Consider the following 15,229-nt stretch of genomic DNA (forward strand, 5'->3'; position numbering starts at 1 on the left):
AACATCCATGCCTGACAGCGAAAAGGCATCTCCTCGCAGGTAAAGCGACACCCGATCCAGGAGATCATCGGCTGCATCGTGCAGGCCTAGTCCGTCCGCCAGGCTGACTAGGTAGGCGAGATCTTCGCCGGCCGACGGACGGCTGAGGAGTTCCAGGGCGGCTTGCGCGCCCGCCATCTTGCGCTCCACGACGGAACGCTCAGCATCCACGCCGCGTAACGCTCTCTCGGCGGAACGGATCGCATCTTTGAGGACGTCATTCATGACTGACCGCACGGCTGTCGTCCATGAAGACTTCCTTCAACGCGAGGTACCGCAGCTCGGCAATGCGCACGGGATCAAGGACGTTGCCGTCTGCGAGTTGCTGAAATGCCTGGATCACCGCCTCGACTCGGTCCGACTGGTGACGTGCCGGTGACGGTGCAGGCTGCAACGCTGGGGACGCATCGGACCTGACCTGGGGTGGTCGCAGTACGTCAAGGAGATGCACAACGTCGAAATGGTCGAAACGCTGCATCGCCTCTCTCAGAGTGGCGGCGAAGAGAACGTTGGTGTTGCGGCCCGCATCGCAACGATCGGGAACCTGCTCCAGCAGAATGCCTGCGACAACCGGTCTTCGTTTTCTGTCCCCTGTCTCAACGGGCCCACCCGAGTAGCCGGAGTAGTCACCGAGGTACTGATCGGTCGTCAATTGGAGTGCTTCGATCAGCGCACCGCCCTCGCACAGATAGCTCACGCCTGCATGGTCGACCTGGCCCGTGAGTTCGACGTCGTTTTCAGCCGGCCGGTACGGACCGCGCCAGTGCATTCCGGCGCGCGCGACGCCGGCGGCAGGTACCGGCTGTCTGACGTCGTGACCGGCGTCGATTTCGATCAGTGCGAGGTCGGCATCTTTGTCCCGCCGACGAACCTCACCCCGTACTTGGGTGCCGTCCGCCAGCACGATGTTCAGTTCCTCCTCGACTGCATTCAGTCCGCGCAGGCAGTGGAGCGCCGTGAGGACGAAGCGGCGCGTCACCAAAAAGCCGCCCCCCAACCGCTGCTGACCCTGGTATAGCTCGACCCAGTAGCCCTCGCTCTTCATGGCTGGTCCGCAACGCGCTCCACGGTGAGGGTCACCTCGAACGATGCCTCTGCGGACGCCTTGGAGAGAATGACGCCCGCTTCTGCGGCCAACGTCAGCCCGAACGTCACGTCCACACTGCTGACCTGCCAGCCGTGATGCACCGGCACCTGCGCCAGCGCTCGTTGCGTAATGGCAGACGCCTCAACGATGGCTTCCTCAACCTCCGTTGCGCGCTCGGCGAGAGCAGCCGTCGAACGCGTGCGTGTGCCGATCTGCCGACTTCCTGACGCATCGAGAACAACGGTCTCAACTCTGACTTCGGCCATGGATTCGCTTCCCCCGACCACGATGCGCGGATCACCTCCCAGGGAGCGTAGCCGTGCTACGCATCGTCTGCGAAGGCTTCCGCCGCTCCTACTTCATGGAGAACTGGCGGCATCGCCAAAGCGAGCTCCGAGGGGCTGAAGCAGCAGTCGGCGGCAAGAGCGCCGACGATGTCTGCCAGATGCACCTCAGCGAGACCAGGTCACAAACGGGCATCGAGCACGTCCCAAGAGAAGAGGGCCAGTACACGCACTGGTATCGGCCGGCCTGGGGCGGAGCGGTAGATGCGGCCCACGGGCCAAAGCCGCGCTCTCGAGGGCAATCCGATTGAGATGGCCAATCGTTTCAGCACCGCGATAGGTGCACCATATTCTCCAACCCCCAACACCCCTGTGAACGGGATTCCCTGGAACCCGCCCTTACGAGCAAGGGAGCCGACTACATTCGCCGTCCTCGATGTTGTCGACAAACAGAGGATGCCTTCATGGTGGTTCGTGACCTGCTCAAGGTGGCCGATGCGTTGCCTGGATCGGCTTCCCGAAACGGGTTGCAGCTGATCTCAGCATCGGTGGGCGGGGAAACCGGACTGCAGGCCTTTCTCAGCCCGGACCGCTACGACGTCGACGCTGTGGTGCGGCTGGCTGCCGCCTGCGGGGCCCGCATTCTTTACATGGACCTCGACCATTTCGACGCGAACGAGTTCGACGTCCTTTTCGCCGACGAGGAGGAGCCGATACGGCCGACAGGCGATGGCGTGCAAGGCAGCGTCCCCGCCGCACTGCGTCAGCGAGCGGACAAACTGCTGGCTGACGCGCGGCGCCGTGCGGATGCATTGGAGGCCGTACGGATCGCCTTCGTCGTGGAGGGCGTGGTGCACGAGTGGCAGATGTCGGCCGCCTGGGCTGATGACCTACACGCCCAGCATGCATCGCTCACAGACGAACTACTGCAGGCACACCGCGAGCAGTCCGGGTCGGACGAACCTGACCCTCTCGAAGTGAAACGGATTGCGAGCCTTCTCCAACAGATGCCGGCCGTCATCTCAGCCGGTTCACACAGCCTGCGATGCGCCGCTGCCGAGGAGGCCTTCCCTCCCCTGAACGGCAACGACGACTGGCGTCACCGCCGCCTGCTCCAACAGGCCCTCGCCCTTGCGCAGCAGGCCATCCAAAAGGACGCGGCCGACATCTACCGCACTATCGAGAACGCTCTGGACGACACTGCCGCCCGCCTGCTCAACCAAGGCATCCTGGACGACGTCCACGACGCACCGGCACGCCGAATCCTCGTCACGGACTTCCTCACCGAACTCACTGGCGGGCACCGGCCCAAACCACGCACGGTGACACTGCTGCTGGGCCGCCCCGCCGTCAAAGAGTTCCTCGCCCAACAGAAGAGCGCCGCCAAAAGCGAGGCTCAACAGGCTCTGCCGCTCTGATCGGCGAGCGGCCTGCGCCGGTAGCGGGCCGGGCGCAGCGCAGCGCAGCCCGTGAAGTGACGTGACGCGGGGGCTCGTCATGTCCCGGCGTCACGTCACCTGGGCCCTCAGAAGCGGGATCGCAGGCTGCGGCCCGTACTCGAGGAGCAACCGTCCGGCCGCGGCCTTCACGCCACCGCAAACGCCACGCGAAGTCAGTAGGCTGCGCCGGGTGAACCATGCACCCCAAGCTGCCAGCACCTTCCGCCTGATCGTCACGGGGGGAGGTACCGGGGGCCATACCTATCCCGCGCTCACCGCGATCCGCACCCTTCAGGAGCGGATGGCGGGCGAGGACAGGACTCTTGACGTCCTGTGGATCGGCACGGCTGACGGCCTGGAGGCGCGTATCGCCCCGGCCGAGGGGATCGCGTTCGCCACCGTCGCCACGGGCAAGATCCGCCGGTCCAGCAACCCGCTCAAGATGATGTCGACAGCGAACATGAAGGACATGGCCCGGGTCCCGCTCGGCGTGGCGCAGGCGAGAAAACTGGTGGCCGACTTCAGGCCGGACGTCGTCCTGGCTACCGGCGGGTACGTGGCCGTGCCCGCCGGCCTGGCCGCCCGCCTGTGCCGTCGCCCGCTGGTGCTGCACGAGCAGACCGTGCGTCTGGGGCTCGCGAACCGGAAGCTGGCAGGCTCCGCGACGCGCATTGCGGTCTCTTCACAGTCGACGGTGGCGCTGCTTCCGGAGGCAGTACGCGGTCTTGCGGTCGTCACCGGGAATCCGGTGCGCCCGCAGGTACTGACCGGGCACGCGGACAAGGCAGTCGAGGCGCTGGGGCTTCACGGCTTCGACCGGCAGCTGCCGACGGTCTACGTCACCGGTGGGGCCCAGGGCGCCCAGCAGATCAACGGAGTCGTCGGTGATGCGCTCCCTTGGCTGCTGGAACGCGCGAACGTGATCCATCAGTGCGGCCCCGACAACGTCGCCGGCCTGCAGGCCCACGCGGCCAGCCTGCCTGCAGAGTTGGCCGGCCGGTACCGTCTGGCCGGGTTCGTCGGCCCGGAACTGCCCGACGTCCTGGCGCTCGCCGATGTCGTGATCTCCCGCAGCGGGGCCGGCACGCTGTCCGAGCTGACCGCACTCGGAAAGCCCGCCGTATTCATCCCGCTCGCCACCTCCGCGGGCAACGAGCAGGCGCACAACGCCCGCCACCTGGAGGAGGCCGGAGCAGCCGTCGCCCTGCTCGGTGACGTCACCGCCGACCGGCTCAAGGATGCCGTGGGGGTCCTGCTCACCGACCCCGCGCGGCGCGCAGCGATGGCCGACAGGTCGCGGGAGCACGGGAGGCCGGATGCGGCGGACCGGCTCGTGGACGTCATCTTGTCCGCCGCATCCGGCTGACGCGCGCCGAGGGCTATGGGCGGCTGCGGATATGCAGCGCCGTGCCTGCCTCGATCAGTACGGCGCAGTCGTCGAAGGCCTCATCGCTGTGGCCCATCGGGTCGGGGATGTCGCGGTCGTCGAGGTAGAGGCCGATTTTGCGGGTGTTCTGCTCGCCGCAGATTGTTTGGAGCGTGGCGAGGACGGTGGCATCCATCGCCAGGACCGTATCTGCCCAGTGCAGCATGTCCAGGGTGATCTGCTGACCGCGGTGGTGGGTGAGGTCGTGTCCGAGGCGGCGGGCGGCGTTGACCATGGACGGGTGGGCGGGGTGGTCCTGCCATTTGCCGATCAGGCCGGCGGAGCGGACCGTCACGGCTGTGCCGCCCCTGCGGGCGAGCGCGACTTGGGCGAAGGGGCTGCGGCAGTAGTTTCCCAGGCACACGGTCAGCAGTTTGCGCATCACGTATCTCCGGCGGACTTGATGGCCTGTCCGAGAGCGGCGACTACTCGGTCAATGTCCTTCTCGGTGAGGTGCTGGTGGAAGGGCAGGCTCAGGATCTGTGCGCCTGCCTGCTCGGTGGCCGGGAGGGGTCGCCGCCAGGCGGCGAAGGCGGGCTGGAGGTGGTTGGGCGGGTAGTGGACGCCTACGGCGATGTTCCGGGAACGCAGTTCGGCGAATACCCGGTCCCGGCGGGCCACGCGGATCTGGCAGAGGTGCGGTACCGCGTGGTCGGCGTCGACATCGACGAGCCTCACGCCGTCCAGCGGGGCGAGGGCGTCGCGGTAGGTGTGCCACAGGCTGCGCCGGGTGTGCTCGGTGGTGGTGAAGTGATCGAGCTGGGCCAGGCCGATGGCGGCGTTGATGCCTGAGAGCTGGTAGCGCAGGCCGAAGCCGTCCACGCGGTAGGTGGTGGTGTTTGCGCGCTCGTTCTGGGACTGGGTGACGCCGAGGAGCCGCAGGCGGCGGATCGTGTCGGCTTCCTGGGGTGTGCGGGGGATGACCATGCCGCCCTGGCCGCAGGTGAGGTTCTTGATGGGCCCGAAGGAGAAGCAGGTCAGGGCCCCGGTCGCGCCCACCCGGCGGGTACCTGTACGGGATCCGAAGGCGTGCGCGGCGTCCTCAACGACAGCGATTCCGCGTGCATCCAACTCACCCTGGACAGCGGAGAGGTCGATGGCCCTGCCCCCGAACAGGACAGGGACCACGGCGGCAGTGGCAGGGCTGAGCGCCTCCATGACGAGCTGGTCGCTCACGCACAGCGTGGCGGGGTCGATGTCGGCGAACCGCGGGGTGGCACCGGTGGCAAGGATCGCCTGGACCGTGGCGCAGAACGTCATGGACGGGACGACGACCTCATGGCCAGGGCCCACTCCGGCGGCGAGCAGGGCGCTGTGCAGGGCAGCGGTGCCGGAGGCGACCGCCACGGCGTCGGGAACGCCGAGGAAGGCGGCGATCTGCCGCTCGAACTCCTCGGTGACGTCGCTGTGTCCGTACTGTCCAGAGGCCAGGATCCGGGCGACCGCCGCGGCTTCCTGCCCGTAGAGGTAGGGGCTGGCGTTGCGTGCGATGCCCGGCTTCGATGACACGGTCACGACGGTCCTTTCCTGGGAGCGGCGAAGAGCGCGAGGTCGGCGGCGTCGCCGACGGCCAGGGTCTCGACGTAGTTGGTCAGGAACACGCCCGCCCGGTAGGCGAGGCGGCCATGATCGACCGGGAGGCCGCACAGGCCGTTGACCATCTGCCCCACGAGATCGGCTCCGGCGGCTTCTGTCAGGGGGAAGCCGCCGGCGATGCGGACGTTGAGTTCCGTGATGCTGACCGTGCCGTCGTCGCGGATGAAGCCCTGGACGCAGCAGACTCCTTGCGCGCGGACGGCCGCCAGCACTCTCGCGACGAGGTCACGCACGGCGGGGGCATAGAAGGTGGTGGAGACCGCGGCAAGGCCTGCCTTCACCAGGTCCCGGCGGCGCAGGATCACCGAGGCTCGCCCGTTGCAGTCCACCAGGCAGTCCGCGGTGAACTCGGTGCCATAGACCCGCTCCTGCACCATGGGCTGAGGGATGAGCTCGCACAGGACGCGCGCGTGCTCGCGCCGCTCGACGAAGTGAACGTGCTGCGCCCCGTGGCCACACCGGGGTTTGACGACCAGCTCCGCCCCGTCGGGGACCTGGCCGATCGCCTCGGGCCGCCAGATGCGCGGCGTCGTGATGCCGTGCCCGGTCAGCACGTCGTGGAAGGCAGCCTTGTCGATGCAAGCGTGCACCGATGCTGCGTCCGGGAGCCACAGACGCACGCCGTCGGCGTCCAGCTGGGGTGCCATGGCCAGCAGCGGCGGGATGTCGTTCTCGATTCCGGCCACCACCGCATCGACGGACAAGTCCCGGCACAGGCCGGTCATGACGTCGCGGTAGCCGGGATCGTCGGCGAGGGGAATGACCTGGGGCACGGTGGCGGGCAACAGGAACCCGCGGGCGAGAGGGTTCGCGTCGGCGGCGATAACCGTGTGGCCCAGCCGGGTCAGGCTGCGGGTCAGCCCGAAGCCCGGGTTGGCTCCGACACCGGTGACCAGGATGCGGCGCGGGACGTGCGGGTCAGTGAGCACGAGCTTCCTCCCCTGCGGGTGCCGACACGGCGGTGGCGCCGGCCGCGTGCGGGTTGCGCGTCAGCGGTGCCCACCGGTCGGGGTTACGCCGGTACCAGTCGATGGTCTCGGCGAGACCATCCTCGAAGTCGCGCTCCGGCCGGTAGCCGAGGTCGGCGAGTTTCGTCCAGGTCATGGAGTACCGCAGGTCGTTCGACCGCCGGTCGGGTACATAGCTGACCGAGTCCCAGCCAGCGCCGGTCAGACGCAGGATGTGGTCGGTCAGCTCTTTGTTCGTGAAGTCGGTACCGCCGCCGATGTTGTAGACCTCGCCTGGGACACCGGCGCGCAGGACGAGGTCGACGCCGGCGCAGTTGTCCTCCACGTGCAGCCAGTTCCGCATGTGCTGGCCCTGGCCGTGGAGCGTGACCTGCTGGCCTCGAAGGAGCCGGGTGGCGAACAGCGGGATGATCTTCTCGGGGTGCTGGTGGGGACCGTAGTTGTTCGAACTGCGCGTCACACACACCGGGACGCCGTAGGTGTGGAAGTAGCTCAGCGCGACCAGGTCGCTGGCCGCCTTCGACGCGGCGTAGGGCACAGTCGGGCGCGGCGGGTCGGTCTCGTGCGCCGAGCCCTGCAGCAGCGGTCCGTAGACCTCGTCCGTCGAGACGTGCACAAACTTGCCGATGCCGTGCCGCATAGCCGCGTCCGCGAGGGTCTGGGTGCCGAGCACGTTCGTCGCCAGGAAGGCGCCAGCGGCAAAGAACGAGCGGTCTACGTGGGACTCGGCGGCGAAATGGACGATCGCCGTGTGCTCCCGCACGAGGGAATCGACGAGGGCGGCGTCGAGGATGTTGCCATGGACGAGCGTCAGCTTCGGGCTGAGAAACGCCTCACCCAGGTTCTCGATGTGCCCCGCGTACGTGAGGGCGTCCAAAACGGTCACCCGGGCAACGTCGTCGGCCTGCAGGATGCGCTTGACGAAGTGCGAGCCGATAAACCCGGCCCCGCCCGTCACGAGCACCCTTTCCAGGGATGCCTCCGCGAAGGTGCGCGGGTTGTCGGTCACGGGGTCCTCCCCCGTGCGCTGAGTGATGTACCGGATGGCGGGTCCGGCTGCGGTGCGATGCCCAGGACATCTGTCACGTCTGACCTCACTGGAAGAGTTGGCATGAACGAATCCGCTCGGCACTCCCGGGCCAGCGACGGATCGCGCATCGCCCGGCCGGTACCGGCGTCTGGCCACGAGGATGGGCTCAGCCGTTCGAGTCCGTCGACCAGTTGAAGGGGGTCCCCCAGGGGGTCCCCCTTGCCAAGGAGTCACCGCCGTTATGCACCGAGTGATTCACTGGAGGCGTGGAAGCAACGCCCCAGCACCCACTCGCAGTTGCGCGCCTTGCAGCCGGCCAGACGATGGATGCATTCGTCTCCGGCATTCATGACGCTGCCGCCCGGCGCGGTCTGCGCTCAGGCACGGACGAGGCACGGGTGCGCAAATGGCAGCGGGGTGTCACACCCAGCGAGGAATCTCAGATCTATATCGCCGAAGCGCTCGGCTGGTCACCAGACATCGTCCGTGCCGACGACTGGCCGAACTGGCTGCCGAACGGGCTGATCGCCCTCGGCCCCCGCAGCTCCGTGCCCGCCCTTCGAGAGGCCCTGCGAACAGCAATGGAACGCCGAACCTTCCTGACAATCAGCGGCGCCGCCGTCACCGCCCTGGCAGCAGACTGGGCAACCGGCTCTCCCGACGCCCTCACCCGGACCATCAACGACGGCAAACCGATCGGCGAGGATCTCGTCACCTACCTGGAAAACTCCACCACGCACCTCGCCGACCTGCCCACCGAGCAACGGCAGCACACACCCGCACTGCTGGACGCCCACTTGGCCACCGTGACCGACCTGCTCGAACACGGCCGCTACACACCCGGCATCGCCCTGCGCCTTCACACCCTCGCGGCATCCCTGTCCCAGACCATCGCCTGGCACCGCTTCGACCAAGGCCACCACACCCGCGCCAGCCAGCACTGGATCGCCGGCCTGCACAACGCCCACGCCGCCAGCGACCACAATCTGGGTGCAGGCCTTCTGGGTGACCTCGCCTACCAAGCCGCCTGGCAAGGCGATCACACCACCGCAGCTCGCATCCTCGAACACGCCCTCACCCGTGCCCAGAACCCCGCCGCCCGCAGCCTCCTCCAACTACGACTCGCCCGCACCCTCGCAGCACGCCATGGCCCCAGCGAACGAAACGCGATCCTCCGCGCCCTGGCCGCAGCCGAACTACACCTGAACGACGCCAGCACCGACCGGCCCGCCTGGTGCGCTTGGATGTCCGAAGCCGACCTCGCTGTCGACTCCGGACAAACCCTCCTCGACCTCGGCGACACTCGCCGCGCCCACCAACTGATCACCGAAGGTGAGCAGATGCTGCCCTCCGCCCGGGACAAGACCCGCGGTGTCTTTCTCACCTACCGAGCCGCAAGCTACCTGGACCAGGAGGAACCCGAACCGGCCGCAGCCGCCGCAGCCGAAGCCCTCCTCCTCGCCCGCCGTATCGGAGCCCCCCGCTGCGTCAAGCTCGTCGACGACCTCCTGCCGCGATTCGAGCCCTACTCTCACGCCTCAGGCGTTCCTGAATTCCTTCACCTCGCCGCGGCGTAGCGCGGTTGACCGCGTCGCCCCAAAGTGGGGGGCGTTTTGTATGCAGTCGCGCACGTGACCGCGCCCGCTCCCCCGCAGCCCGCCGGGAACAATCCGAGATCCATCCCTGCGGGCGCGGGGAGCAGTCGCCCGTGTCGAACAGGCCGTTCTGCTGCTGAGGATCATCCCCGCGGGTACGGGGAGCAGGACTACGAGGACATCAGCTGGTGACCGTCATCGGGACCATCCCCGCAGGTGCGGGGAGCAGACTGCGTGACCTCCGACGCTATCGGGTCGGCAGAGCGTTTCCATTGACTTTCACCGATCTCGGCAAATCAGTCAAAACGCCCCCCTTGCGCGGTCTCGCTTGCAGATCTACATCCATCACCGAGTCTATGAGGGGGTACCCCTACTGCCGGTGGAACTCCAGCAGCCTGCACGCTGGACTGCCGCGGTCGGACTCGTGGTCAGGCCAACCACAGACATCCCCAAGTGCTCGGCAGCAATGCGGAATCCCGGGTTATGCAGCGGTGAGCACGAGGCCCTGCGCAGTTGCTGGACCCAGGCCGCTACCCACATTGAGAAGCCCTCGGTCTTCAGCTGCGCATTCAACCCGGCGGCATGAAGCAGGACCGTCCCGGCTCCTTTCTGGAGGCGGCGCACCCGACGCACCGGGCAGCCCATCTGCGTCCCGGGGCGAGCGTTTAGACCGTCGCTGGAGCCAGCGCTTCCTACCGGGCGCCCTTGGTCAGGCCTGTGGTCGGCCCAACCATGAGGTCAACCATGGGTTTTTTATCCCCATCGTGTCCGTGGTCGGGGCTGCTTGGTCGGGGGGCAGGTCGGGGTCTGCAGGTTTCCTTCGAGGTCAGCAAGTACGTGATCTGACCTGGGGGTTTGACTATGTCTCCTGGCAAGCAGGCACTACGGCATGGCGGTTCCCCTTCACGGGTCGCAGGCGTAGAGCTGGAGAAGATGAGGCGCCGCGTGCGTGTGTCGCGCCTGGTCCTGCTTACTGCGATCACGGCAGGCCCCGTCGCCCTGGGTGTCGCAGTGATGTCCAGGCAGGCTCCTGCAGCGGCTGCCCCGTCGGATGAGAGGGCCTCGGTCTCTGTGCGCACTGCGGCTCCCGGAGCCGACCCGGCGGGCTATGCGCAGCTGTTCATCGACGCCTGGCTGCGCAGCAGCGCCGACAACGCGAGCAGTGCGCAGGCGCGGCTTGTGCAGTCCCTCGCACCTGGCGTCGATCTGCCGGATCCCATCGCCGGTGCGCAAGCGGAGCCGGCGTCGGTGACTGCGGTGCGCAGTGTGCAGCGCGGTACCGGCGTGTGGGCGGTGACGGTGGCTGCGCAGTACGCAGGCGGACAGCTGCGCTACCTCGTCGTCCCCGTGGCAGCCGACGCGAGCGGTACCTCATTCGCCGTGACCGGCGCCCCCGGTGTCGTGGCCGGCCCGGCGCGCGCGGAGGTGAGCCGGTCGCCGTATCGGGTGAGTGTGCCGTCCGAGGGCGATCTGGCCACAGCCATCGGCGAATTCATGGGGGCATACCTGACCGGGTCCGGGGAGGTCGACCGCTATCTCGCGCCTGGGGTGCGGCTGTCGCCCATCTCCCCCACTCCATACGCCGCGGTCACCGTTCAGGATGTGTCAGGCGCTGAGGAGGCTGCAGCCGACGAGAAGGTGCCAGCCGACGGCACGAAAGTGCGAGTCCTTGCCCAGGTGGAAGCCCGGGATGCCGCGGGTCGGTGGCCGCTGTCCTACGAGCTCACGCTCCAGGCCCGTTCGGGCCGTTGGGACGTTGCCGCGATCGAGTCCGGGACCGCTCAGGACGGTGGTGCCCGGTGATTACGGTGCACACTCTGCTGCTCGCCGGGCAGCTCAATGACCTCGGTGACTCGTGGATCAACATGTTCCGGCAGTGGGCGACCAAGGGTCTGCAGGCCGGTCTCGTCTGTCTCGTCGTCACGATCATGATCCAGAAGTTCAGTCTCAAGGCCGGCATCGGTGCCCTGCTCCTGATGGTGATCGCGCTCGGGCTGTACAACTCGCGCAACGACTTGGCGAGCATGTTCGAGGACGAGGTGAAGAACCCATCGAAGAGCGCACCCGCCGTCCCCGGCATCATCCAGTCCGAACTCCCCTTCTCCCGTAGCCACTCGCCGGACGACGGGGGCCGGCTGTGAGCGCCGCTGGATCAGCGGGGCGAGTTGGGCGCTTCTACACCGCGGCTCGACGCCATCCCTGGGTGCTGGGCAAGGTCGCTGACTGGAGGATCCCGCTTGGCCCCTACACGCCTGCGCAGATCGCGGTTGCGGTCGGCGGCGGCTTCCTGCTGGTGAAGACCATCCTTTGGTGGTCGTGGATGGGGCCGGTGCCGATCGTCGCGTGGGTGCTGGCGATCTGGGTGGTGCGCGAGCCGAAGATCGCCGGCCGGGCACCGATGCAGGCCGCCGTGGGCTGGATGCTGCTCGGCTGGCAACCGAGGGGAGGGCGGATCGGCGGCCGTGCAGCGCGCGACCGCGGTCCGCGGCCGCTGCTCGGGGCATTCACCATCGAGGGTGCGCCAGCGCCGGACCTCGCTGTGACGGCCCCGGGGGCTCGGTGCGGTGCCCTTCGGGCGCCGCTCCCCCAACCGGCCGCCGGCCGCTCGTCCGCGCGCCACCGCACGCAACCGGCTGCTCCCGCGGTTCTGGCCGGGCCGGTGTCGGGTGTGCAGCAGCTGGTCGCACTCGCCCAGCAGACGGGGAGTGTGCGGTGAGAGTGCCGATCCGCCACATCGCTGGACACCTGGTGTGGTCAACGCAGGGCAGCGTGTGGGCCCTCTACCGCCTGCATCCGGGCCCGGACACTCAGGGGCAGCGCGAGGAGACCATCCAGGGCACCTATGTGCCCGCAGCTGTCCGGGACGAACAGCTGGCGAAGGTCACTCACTTGGTACGGTCGCTGCCCGGGGCGCGGCTGTTCGGTCTGTGTGCCCAGGTCGACCCGGGTGAGATCGCCCTGCGGATGATCGAGGGCATCGAGCCGGCCGAGCAGGCACCCGGTGCGGGCTCCCACCCGTGGGTGGAGAACGTCGAGGCCGCCTTGGATCTGCTGGACGGCCAGGAGATGCACCGCCGCACCCTGTGGCTGGCTGTACCCCTGGAGAATCAGACCGCGGATGTGCGGGTGCCGGCGTCACTCGGTGCGGCGTGGGCCGAGATCGCGCCGCTGCTGGGCATCCGGCCGGTGCCCGTGGCCCGACGGGAGGTGAGCGCCTGCCGTGAGCAGGCATCCCGGGTGGAGGCCGCGCTCGCTGGCGGTGTCATCTTGCGCCCGGCCCGTCCAGCCGAGATCGTGTGGATGGTCCAGCACGCCCTGCACCGCGGTCTCGCGGAGCCCTTGCTGGCTGAGGCAGAGACCTCCGATCTGTACGCAGGACAGGTCCGTAATGGCGTGCTGCGCTCCCCCAGCTACGCCGACCTCGGCCAGATCCGCCTGCAGGAAGGCGGCCTCGAACCTGGTCTGGACGACGTCGAGGAGCTCAAGAGCACGGGCCGGATCACCAGGTCGGGCCGCACGGCCTGGTGGCGGCTGGACGCGAGTTCGCCGCTGGGGCGGCGCTGGCTGCAGGTCGAGTCCGACGCCGGAATCGGCTACCAGGCGCACCTGGTGCTGGCCGAGTGCCCACCCGCGGTCAGCCAGGACGCCGCGGATCTGTTCGCCCAGCTGGAGAGCCTGGACTTCCCCGTCGACTACACCGTCGACCTCACCCTCGTGCCTGCGGAGAAGGCGCGCGCTCAGGTACGGCGCAAGAAGAACGAACTGATCGACCAAGCCGACCAGTACGACGCCCGGCCGACTGGCATGCCCGCCTCGCTCACGGAGGCTGCCCGCGACCTGGGCGAGCTCGACGCCCGGCTGTCGCGCACCAGCGTGGAGGTCGAGGTGCAGTCGGTGAGCGTGCTGACCGTGTGGGGGCCGACCGCGGCCGCCTGCGACGCCCGGGCCCGCACTTTGGCCGCGCTGCTCGGCGGCGCCGACTACCGCGCGGTGCGCCCAGCCGGCCTGCAAGAATCCCTGTTCACCCTGGGACTGCCCGGAACTGTCCGGCCGGGCGTGGTACGGGAGTTCACCCAGCACCAGGTCAGCGAGGACTGGGCGCTGAACGGCGCGTTCACCGCTTCGGAGGTCGGCGACCCGGCCGGCATGTTCCTCGGCATCGACCTCGACAGCGGCACGACCCGCCCGGTGATGATCAACGTGGCGGACGCGCCCAAGGCCGATGCCTCGGCTTCCATGGGCATCGTCGGGGATCTCGGTGCGGGCAAGAGCGTGCTGCAGAAGCTGATCGCGGAGGCGGTCTGGGCGCGTGGTGGCTGCGCGATCTGCATCGACCGCACTCCGGTTCGCGAGTGGGCGGCCTTCGCCCGCACCGCCGCCGCGGGCCGCGTGCAGATCATCGACGCTGCTCAAGCCGAGGTGTCCATCGATCCGCTGCGCGTGTTCGATGGGCCCGAAGCCCGCCACTACGCCTTGTCCTACCTCACCCTGCAGCTCGGCATCGGCCCCATGAGTACCAGCGGGGAAGTCCTCCACCACGCCGTCGGCCAGGCTGCCGCGGGCAGCAGACCGTCGATGCACCGCGTCCTTGAGGCCCTCGAGGAGATGGCCACGACCGAGGCGGGCCAGCGGAAGGATGCGGCTTCCACTCTCGCTGGCCTGATCCGTGTCGTCGCCACCAGCCCGTTGGCGCGGATGGTGTTCGACCCGGTGCTGGCGCCGGTCCGGCTGGACGCTTCTAGCACCACCGACATGATCGTCATCACCACGACCGGGCTGACGCTGCCGCCCACGGCTGCGTTCGACAAGCCCGAAGTCCTGCGCCAGCAGCCGCTGGAGGCATTGATCGGCCGTGCGGTGCTCTATCTGATCGCGGCGATCGCCCGGCAGACCGCGTTCGAGGATCCTGAACGGTTCACTGCCGTGGTCCTGGACGAGCTGTACTGGCTGACATCCTCGGCCGAGGGCACCGCCCTGGTCCACGAGATCCTCCACGACGGCCGCAAACACGGCGCAGGGCTGCTGGCCGGCTCGCACGACGCCGTCGAACTCGGCCCCGACCGCGGATTGATGGCCTACCGGGCGCTCGCCCGCACCGCCGACCGCGAACGGGCGCGACGCGGCCTGGAGTTCGTCGGACTCGACCCGGACGACGGCGAACTGCTGCGGCTGGTGACCACCGGCCTGTCTCCCGTCGGACGCAAGGGCCGAGAAGGCGAGTTCCTGCTGACCTGCCCGCGGCAGAACACCGGCCGCATCAAGGTCGCCATCCCCCGTATCGAGCGGATCACCGCCTCCATCACCACCACTCCAGGACGCCGCGTGGGCACGGCGCCGCCCGCCGCGTCTGTGCCTGATGAGGCCGTGGCCTCCCGCTCGAAGGGGAACTCCGGATGATCACTTCTTCCTGGGACCGTTCCCGGCGCATCTCCGCAGTGGTGAGTGCGATCACCGTGACCGGCGTGGTCGTCTGCGCGGTGATCCTGGCCCTTGGGGTGGGCCTGCCGGAAGCGTGGTGGCCGCGCACCGGACAGGCCTTCGCCGCCGGCACCCGCAGCGCGCACCACGATCACTGCGCCTTGATCATCGGCCCGGCCAAGGCGTACTGCGAGCGCGGCATCACCAGCGCCGAAAACGGGCCGGGCGGGGCCGGTGCGGTATGGCGGCTGGGGTCTGCCAGTGCGGGTGCGGGTGCCCTGCTGCTGTGGCGGCTGCGGCACGCCTCTGGGCGGAGGCGGCGCTGACGTGTTCCGTCCAGATCGTGC

The 15,229-nt window shown here is 68.5% G+C and carries 14 protein-coding genes; 8 read left to right on the forward strand and 6 right to left on the reverse strand.

The features are described 5' to 3' along the window. Positions 1-256: 256 nt before the first annotated feature. A complete protein-coding gene (locus ACFRIC_RS39055; protein WP_382796439.1) occupies positions 257-1,084 on the reverse strand; it encodes a serine protease in 828 nt (275 codons plus the stop codon). Further along, positions 1,081-1,392, reverse strand: a complete 312-nt coding sequence (locus tag ACFRIC_RS39060; RefSeq protein WP_382796441.1) for a CU044_2847 family protein — start codon at positions 1,390-1,392, stop codon at positions 1,081-1,083. Before ACFRIC_RS39060 ends, ACFRIC_RS39055 begins: the two co-directional genes overlap by 4 nt. A 482-nt stretch (positions 1,393-1,874) precedes the next feature. Here ACFRIC_RS39060 and ACFRIC_RS39065 point away from each other — a divergent pair, with 482 nt between their 5' ends. Together ACFRIC_RS39065 and ACFRIC_RS39070 are read left to right on the forward strand one after the other, a co-directional pair. Next, positions 1,875-2,828 (forward strand): hypothetical protein, encoded by a 954-nt coding sequence (locus ACFRIC_RS39065; protein ID WP_382796443.1) that lies wholly within the window; start codon positions 1,875-1,877, stop codon positions 2,826-2,828. 211 nt (positions 2,829-3,039) lie between these two features. Next, positions 3,040-4,215 (forward strand): glycosyltransferase, encoded by a 1,176-nt coding sequence (locus tag ACFRIC_RS39070; protein WP_382796445.1) that lies wholly within the window; start codon positions 3,040-3,042, stop codon positions 4,213-4,215. A gap of 13 nt (positions 4,216-4,228) precedes the next feature. Here ACFRIC_RS39070 and ACFRIC_RS39075 read toward each other — a convergent pair whose 3' ends face one another. From ACFRIC_RS39075 to rfbB, 4 genes are read right to left on the reverse strand one after another with little or no spacing between them, the layout of a single operon-like run. Beyond that, entirely contained in the window at positions 4,229-4,657 is a 429-nt protein-coding gene (locus ACFRIC_RS39075) for a low molecular weight phosphotyrosine protein phosphatase (RefSeq protein WP_382796446.1), read from the reverse strand. Further along, positions 4,657-5,790 carry a DegT/DnrJ/EryC1/StrS family aminotransferase gene (locus ACFRIC_RS39080; RefSeq protein WP_382796448.1) on the reverse strand — a complete coding sequence of 378 codons (1,134 nt, stop codon included), beginning with the start codon at positions 5,788-5,790 and terminating at the stop codon, positions 4,657-4,659. The genes ACFRIC_RS39075 and ACFRIC_RS39080 overlap by 1 nt, the downstream gene beginning before the upstream one ends. Continuing rightward, positions 5,787-6,800, reverse strand: a complete 1,014-nt coding sequence (locus tag ACFRIC_RS39085) for an ATP-grasp domain-containing protein (protein WP_382796450.1) — start codon at positions 6,798-6,800, stop codon at positions 5,787-5,789. Before ACFRIC_RS39085 ends, ACFRIC_RS39080 begins: the two co-directional genes overlap by 4 nt. Continuing rightward, positions 6,790-7,812: a dTDP-glucose 4,6-dehydratase gene (rfbB, locus tag ACFRIC_RS39090; protein WP_382796528.1), complete on the reverse strand. Its 1,023-nt coding sequence runs from the start codon at positions 7,810-7,812 to the stop codon at positions 6,790-6,792. Before rfbB ends, ACFRIC_RS39085 begins: the two co-directional genes overlap by 11 nt. Positions 7,813-8,135: 323 nt before the next feature. Here rfbB and ACFRIC_RS39095 point away from each other — a divergent pair, with 323 nt between their 5' ends. The 6 genes from ACFRIC_RS39095 to ACFRIC_RS39120 all read left to right on the forward strand — a co-directional run bounded on the left by ACFRIC_RS39095 (position 8,136) and on the right by ACFRIC_RS39120 (position 15,208). Next, positions 8,136-9,446, forward strand: a complete 1,311-nt coding sequence (locus ACFRIC_RS39095; RefSeq protein ID WP_382796452.1) for an XRE family transcriptional regulator — start codon at positions 8,136-8,138, stop codon at positions 9,444-9,446. 1,089 nt (positions 9,447-10,535) lie between these two features. Beyond that, a complete protein-coding gene (locus ACFRIC_RS39100; protein WP_382796454.1) occupies positions 10,536-11,267 on the forward strand; it encodes a conjugal transfer protein in 732 nt (243 codons plus the stop codon). Continuing rightward, a complete protein-coding gene (locus ACFRIC_RS39105; protein ID WP_382796456.1) occupies positions 11,264-11,605 on the forward strand; it encodes a hypothetical protein in 342 nt (113 codons plus the stop codon). Before ACFRIC_RS39100 ends, ACFRIC_RS39105 begins: the two co-directional genes overlap by 4 nt. A 62-nt stretch (positions 11,606-11,667) precedes the next feature. After that, positions 11,668-12,180 (forward strand): hypothetical protein, encoded by a 513-nt coding sequence (locus ACFRIC_RS39110; protein ID WP_382796458.1) that lies wholly within the window; start codon positions 11,668-11,670, stop codon positions 12,178-12,180. Beyond that, a complete protein-coding gene (locus ACFRIC_RS39115; RefSeq protein WP_382796460.1) occupies positions 12,177-14,861 on the forward strand; it encodes an ATP-binding protein in 2,685 nt (894 codons plus the stop codon). Before ACFRIC_RS39110 ends, ACFRIC_RS39115 begins: the two co-directional genes overlap by 4 nt. Next, positions 14,858-15,208 (forward strand): hypothetical protein, encoded by a 351-nt coding sequence (locus ACFRIC_RS39120; RefSeq protein ID WP_382796462.1) that lies wholly within the window; start codon positions 14,858-14,860, stop codon positions 15,206-15,208. Before ACFRIC_RS39115 ends, ACFRIC_RS39120 begins: the two co-directional genes overlap by 4 nt. Positions 15,209-15,229: the final 21 nt, after the last annotated feature.

It is taken from the genome of Streptomyces sp. NPDC056738, from assembly GCF_042790435.1.
Lineage (GTDB): Bacteria > Actinomycetota > Actinomycetes > Streptomycetales > Streptomycetaceae > Streptomyces.

What these genes read in the sequence shown, in the direction of transcription:
- ACFRIC_RS39120 (WP_382796462.1), top strand. Translation starts at nt 14,858, where the DNA reads ATGATCACTTCTTCCTGGGACCGTTCCCGGCGCATCTCCGCAGTGGTG.
- ACFRIC_RS39075 (WP_382796446.1), bottom strand. Translation starts at nt 4,657, where the DNA reads ATGCGCAAACTGCTGACCGTGTGCCTGGGAAACTACTGCCGCAGCCCC.
- ACFRIC_RS39060 (WP_382796441.1), bottom strand. Translation starts at nt 1,392, where the DNA reads ATGGCCGAAGTCAGAGTTGAGACCGTTGTTCTCGATGCGTCAGGAAGT.
- ACFRIC_RS39055 (WP_382796439.1), bottom strand. Translation starts at nt 1,084, where the DNA reads ATGAAGAGCGAGGGCTACTGGGTCGAGCTATACCAGGGTCAGCAGCGG.
- ACFRIC_RS39065 (WP_382796443.1), top strand. Translation starts at nt 1,875, where the DNA reads ATGGTGGTTCGTGACCTGCTCAAGGTGGCCGATGCGTTGCCTGGATCG.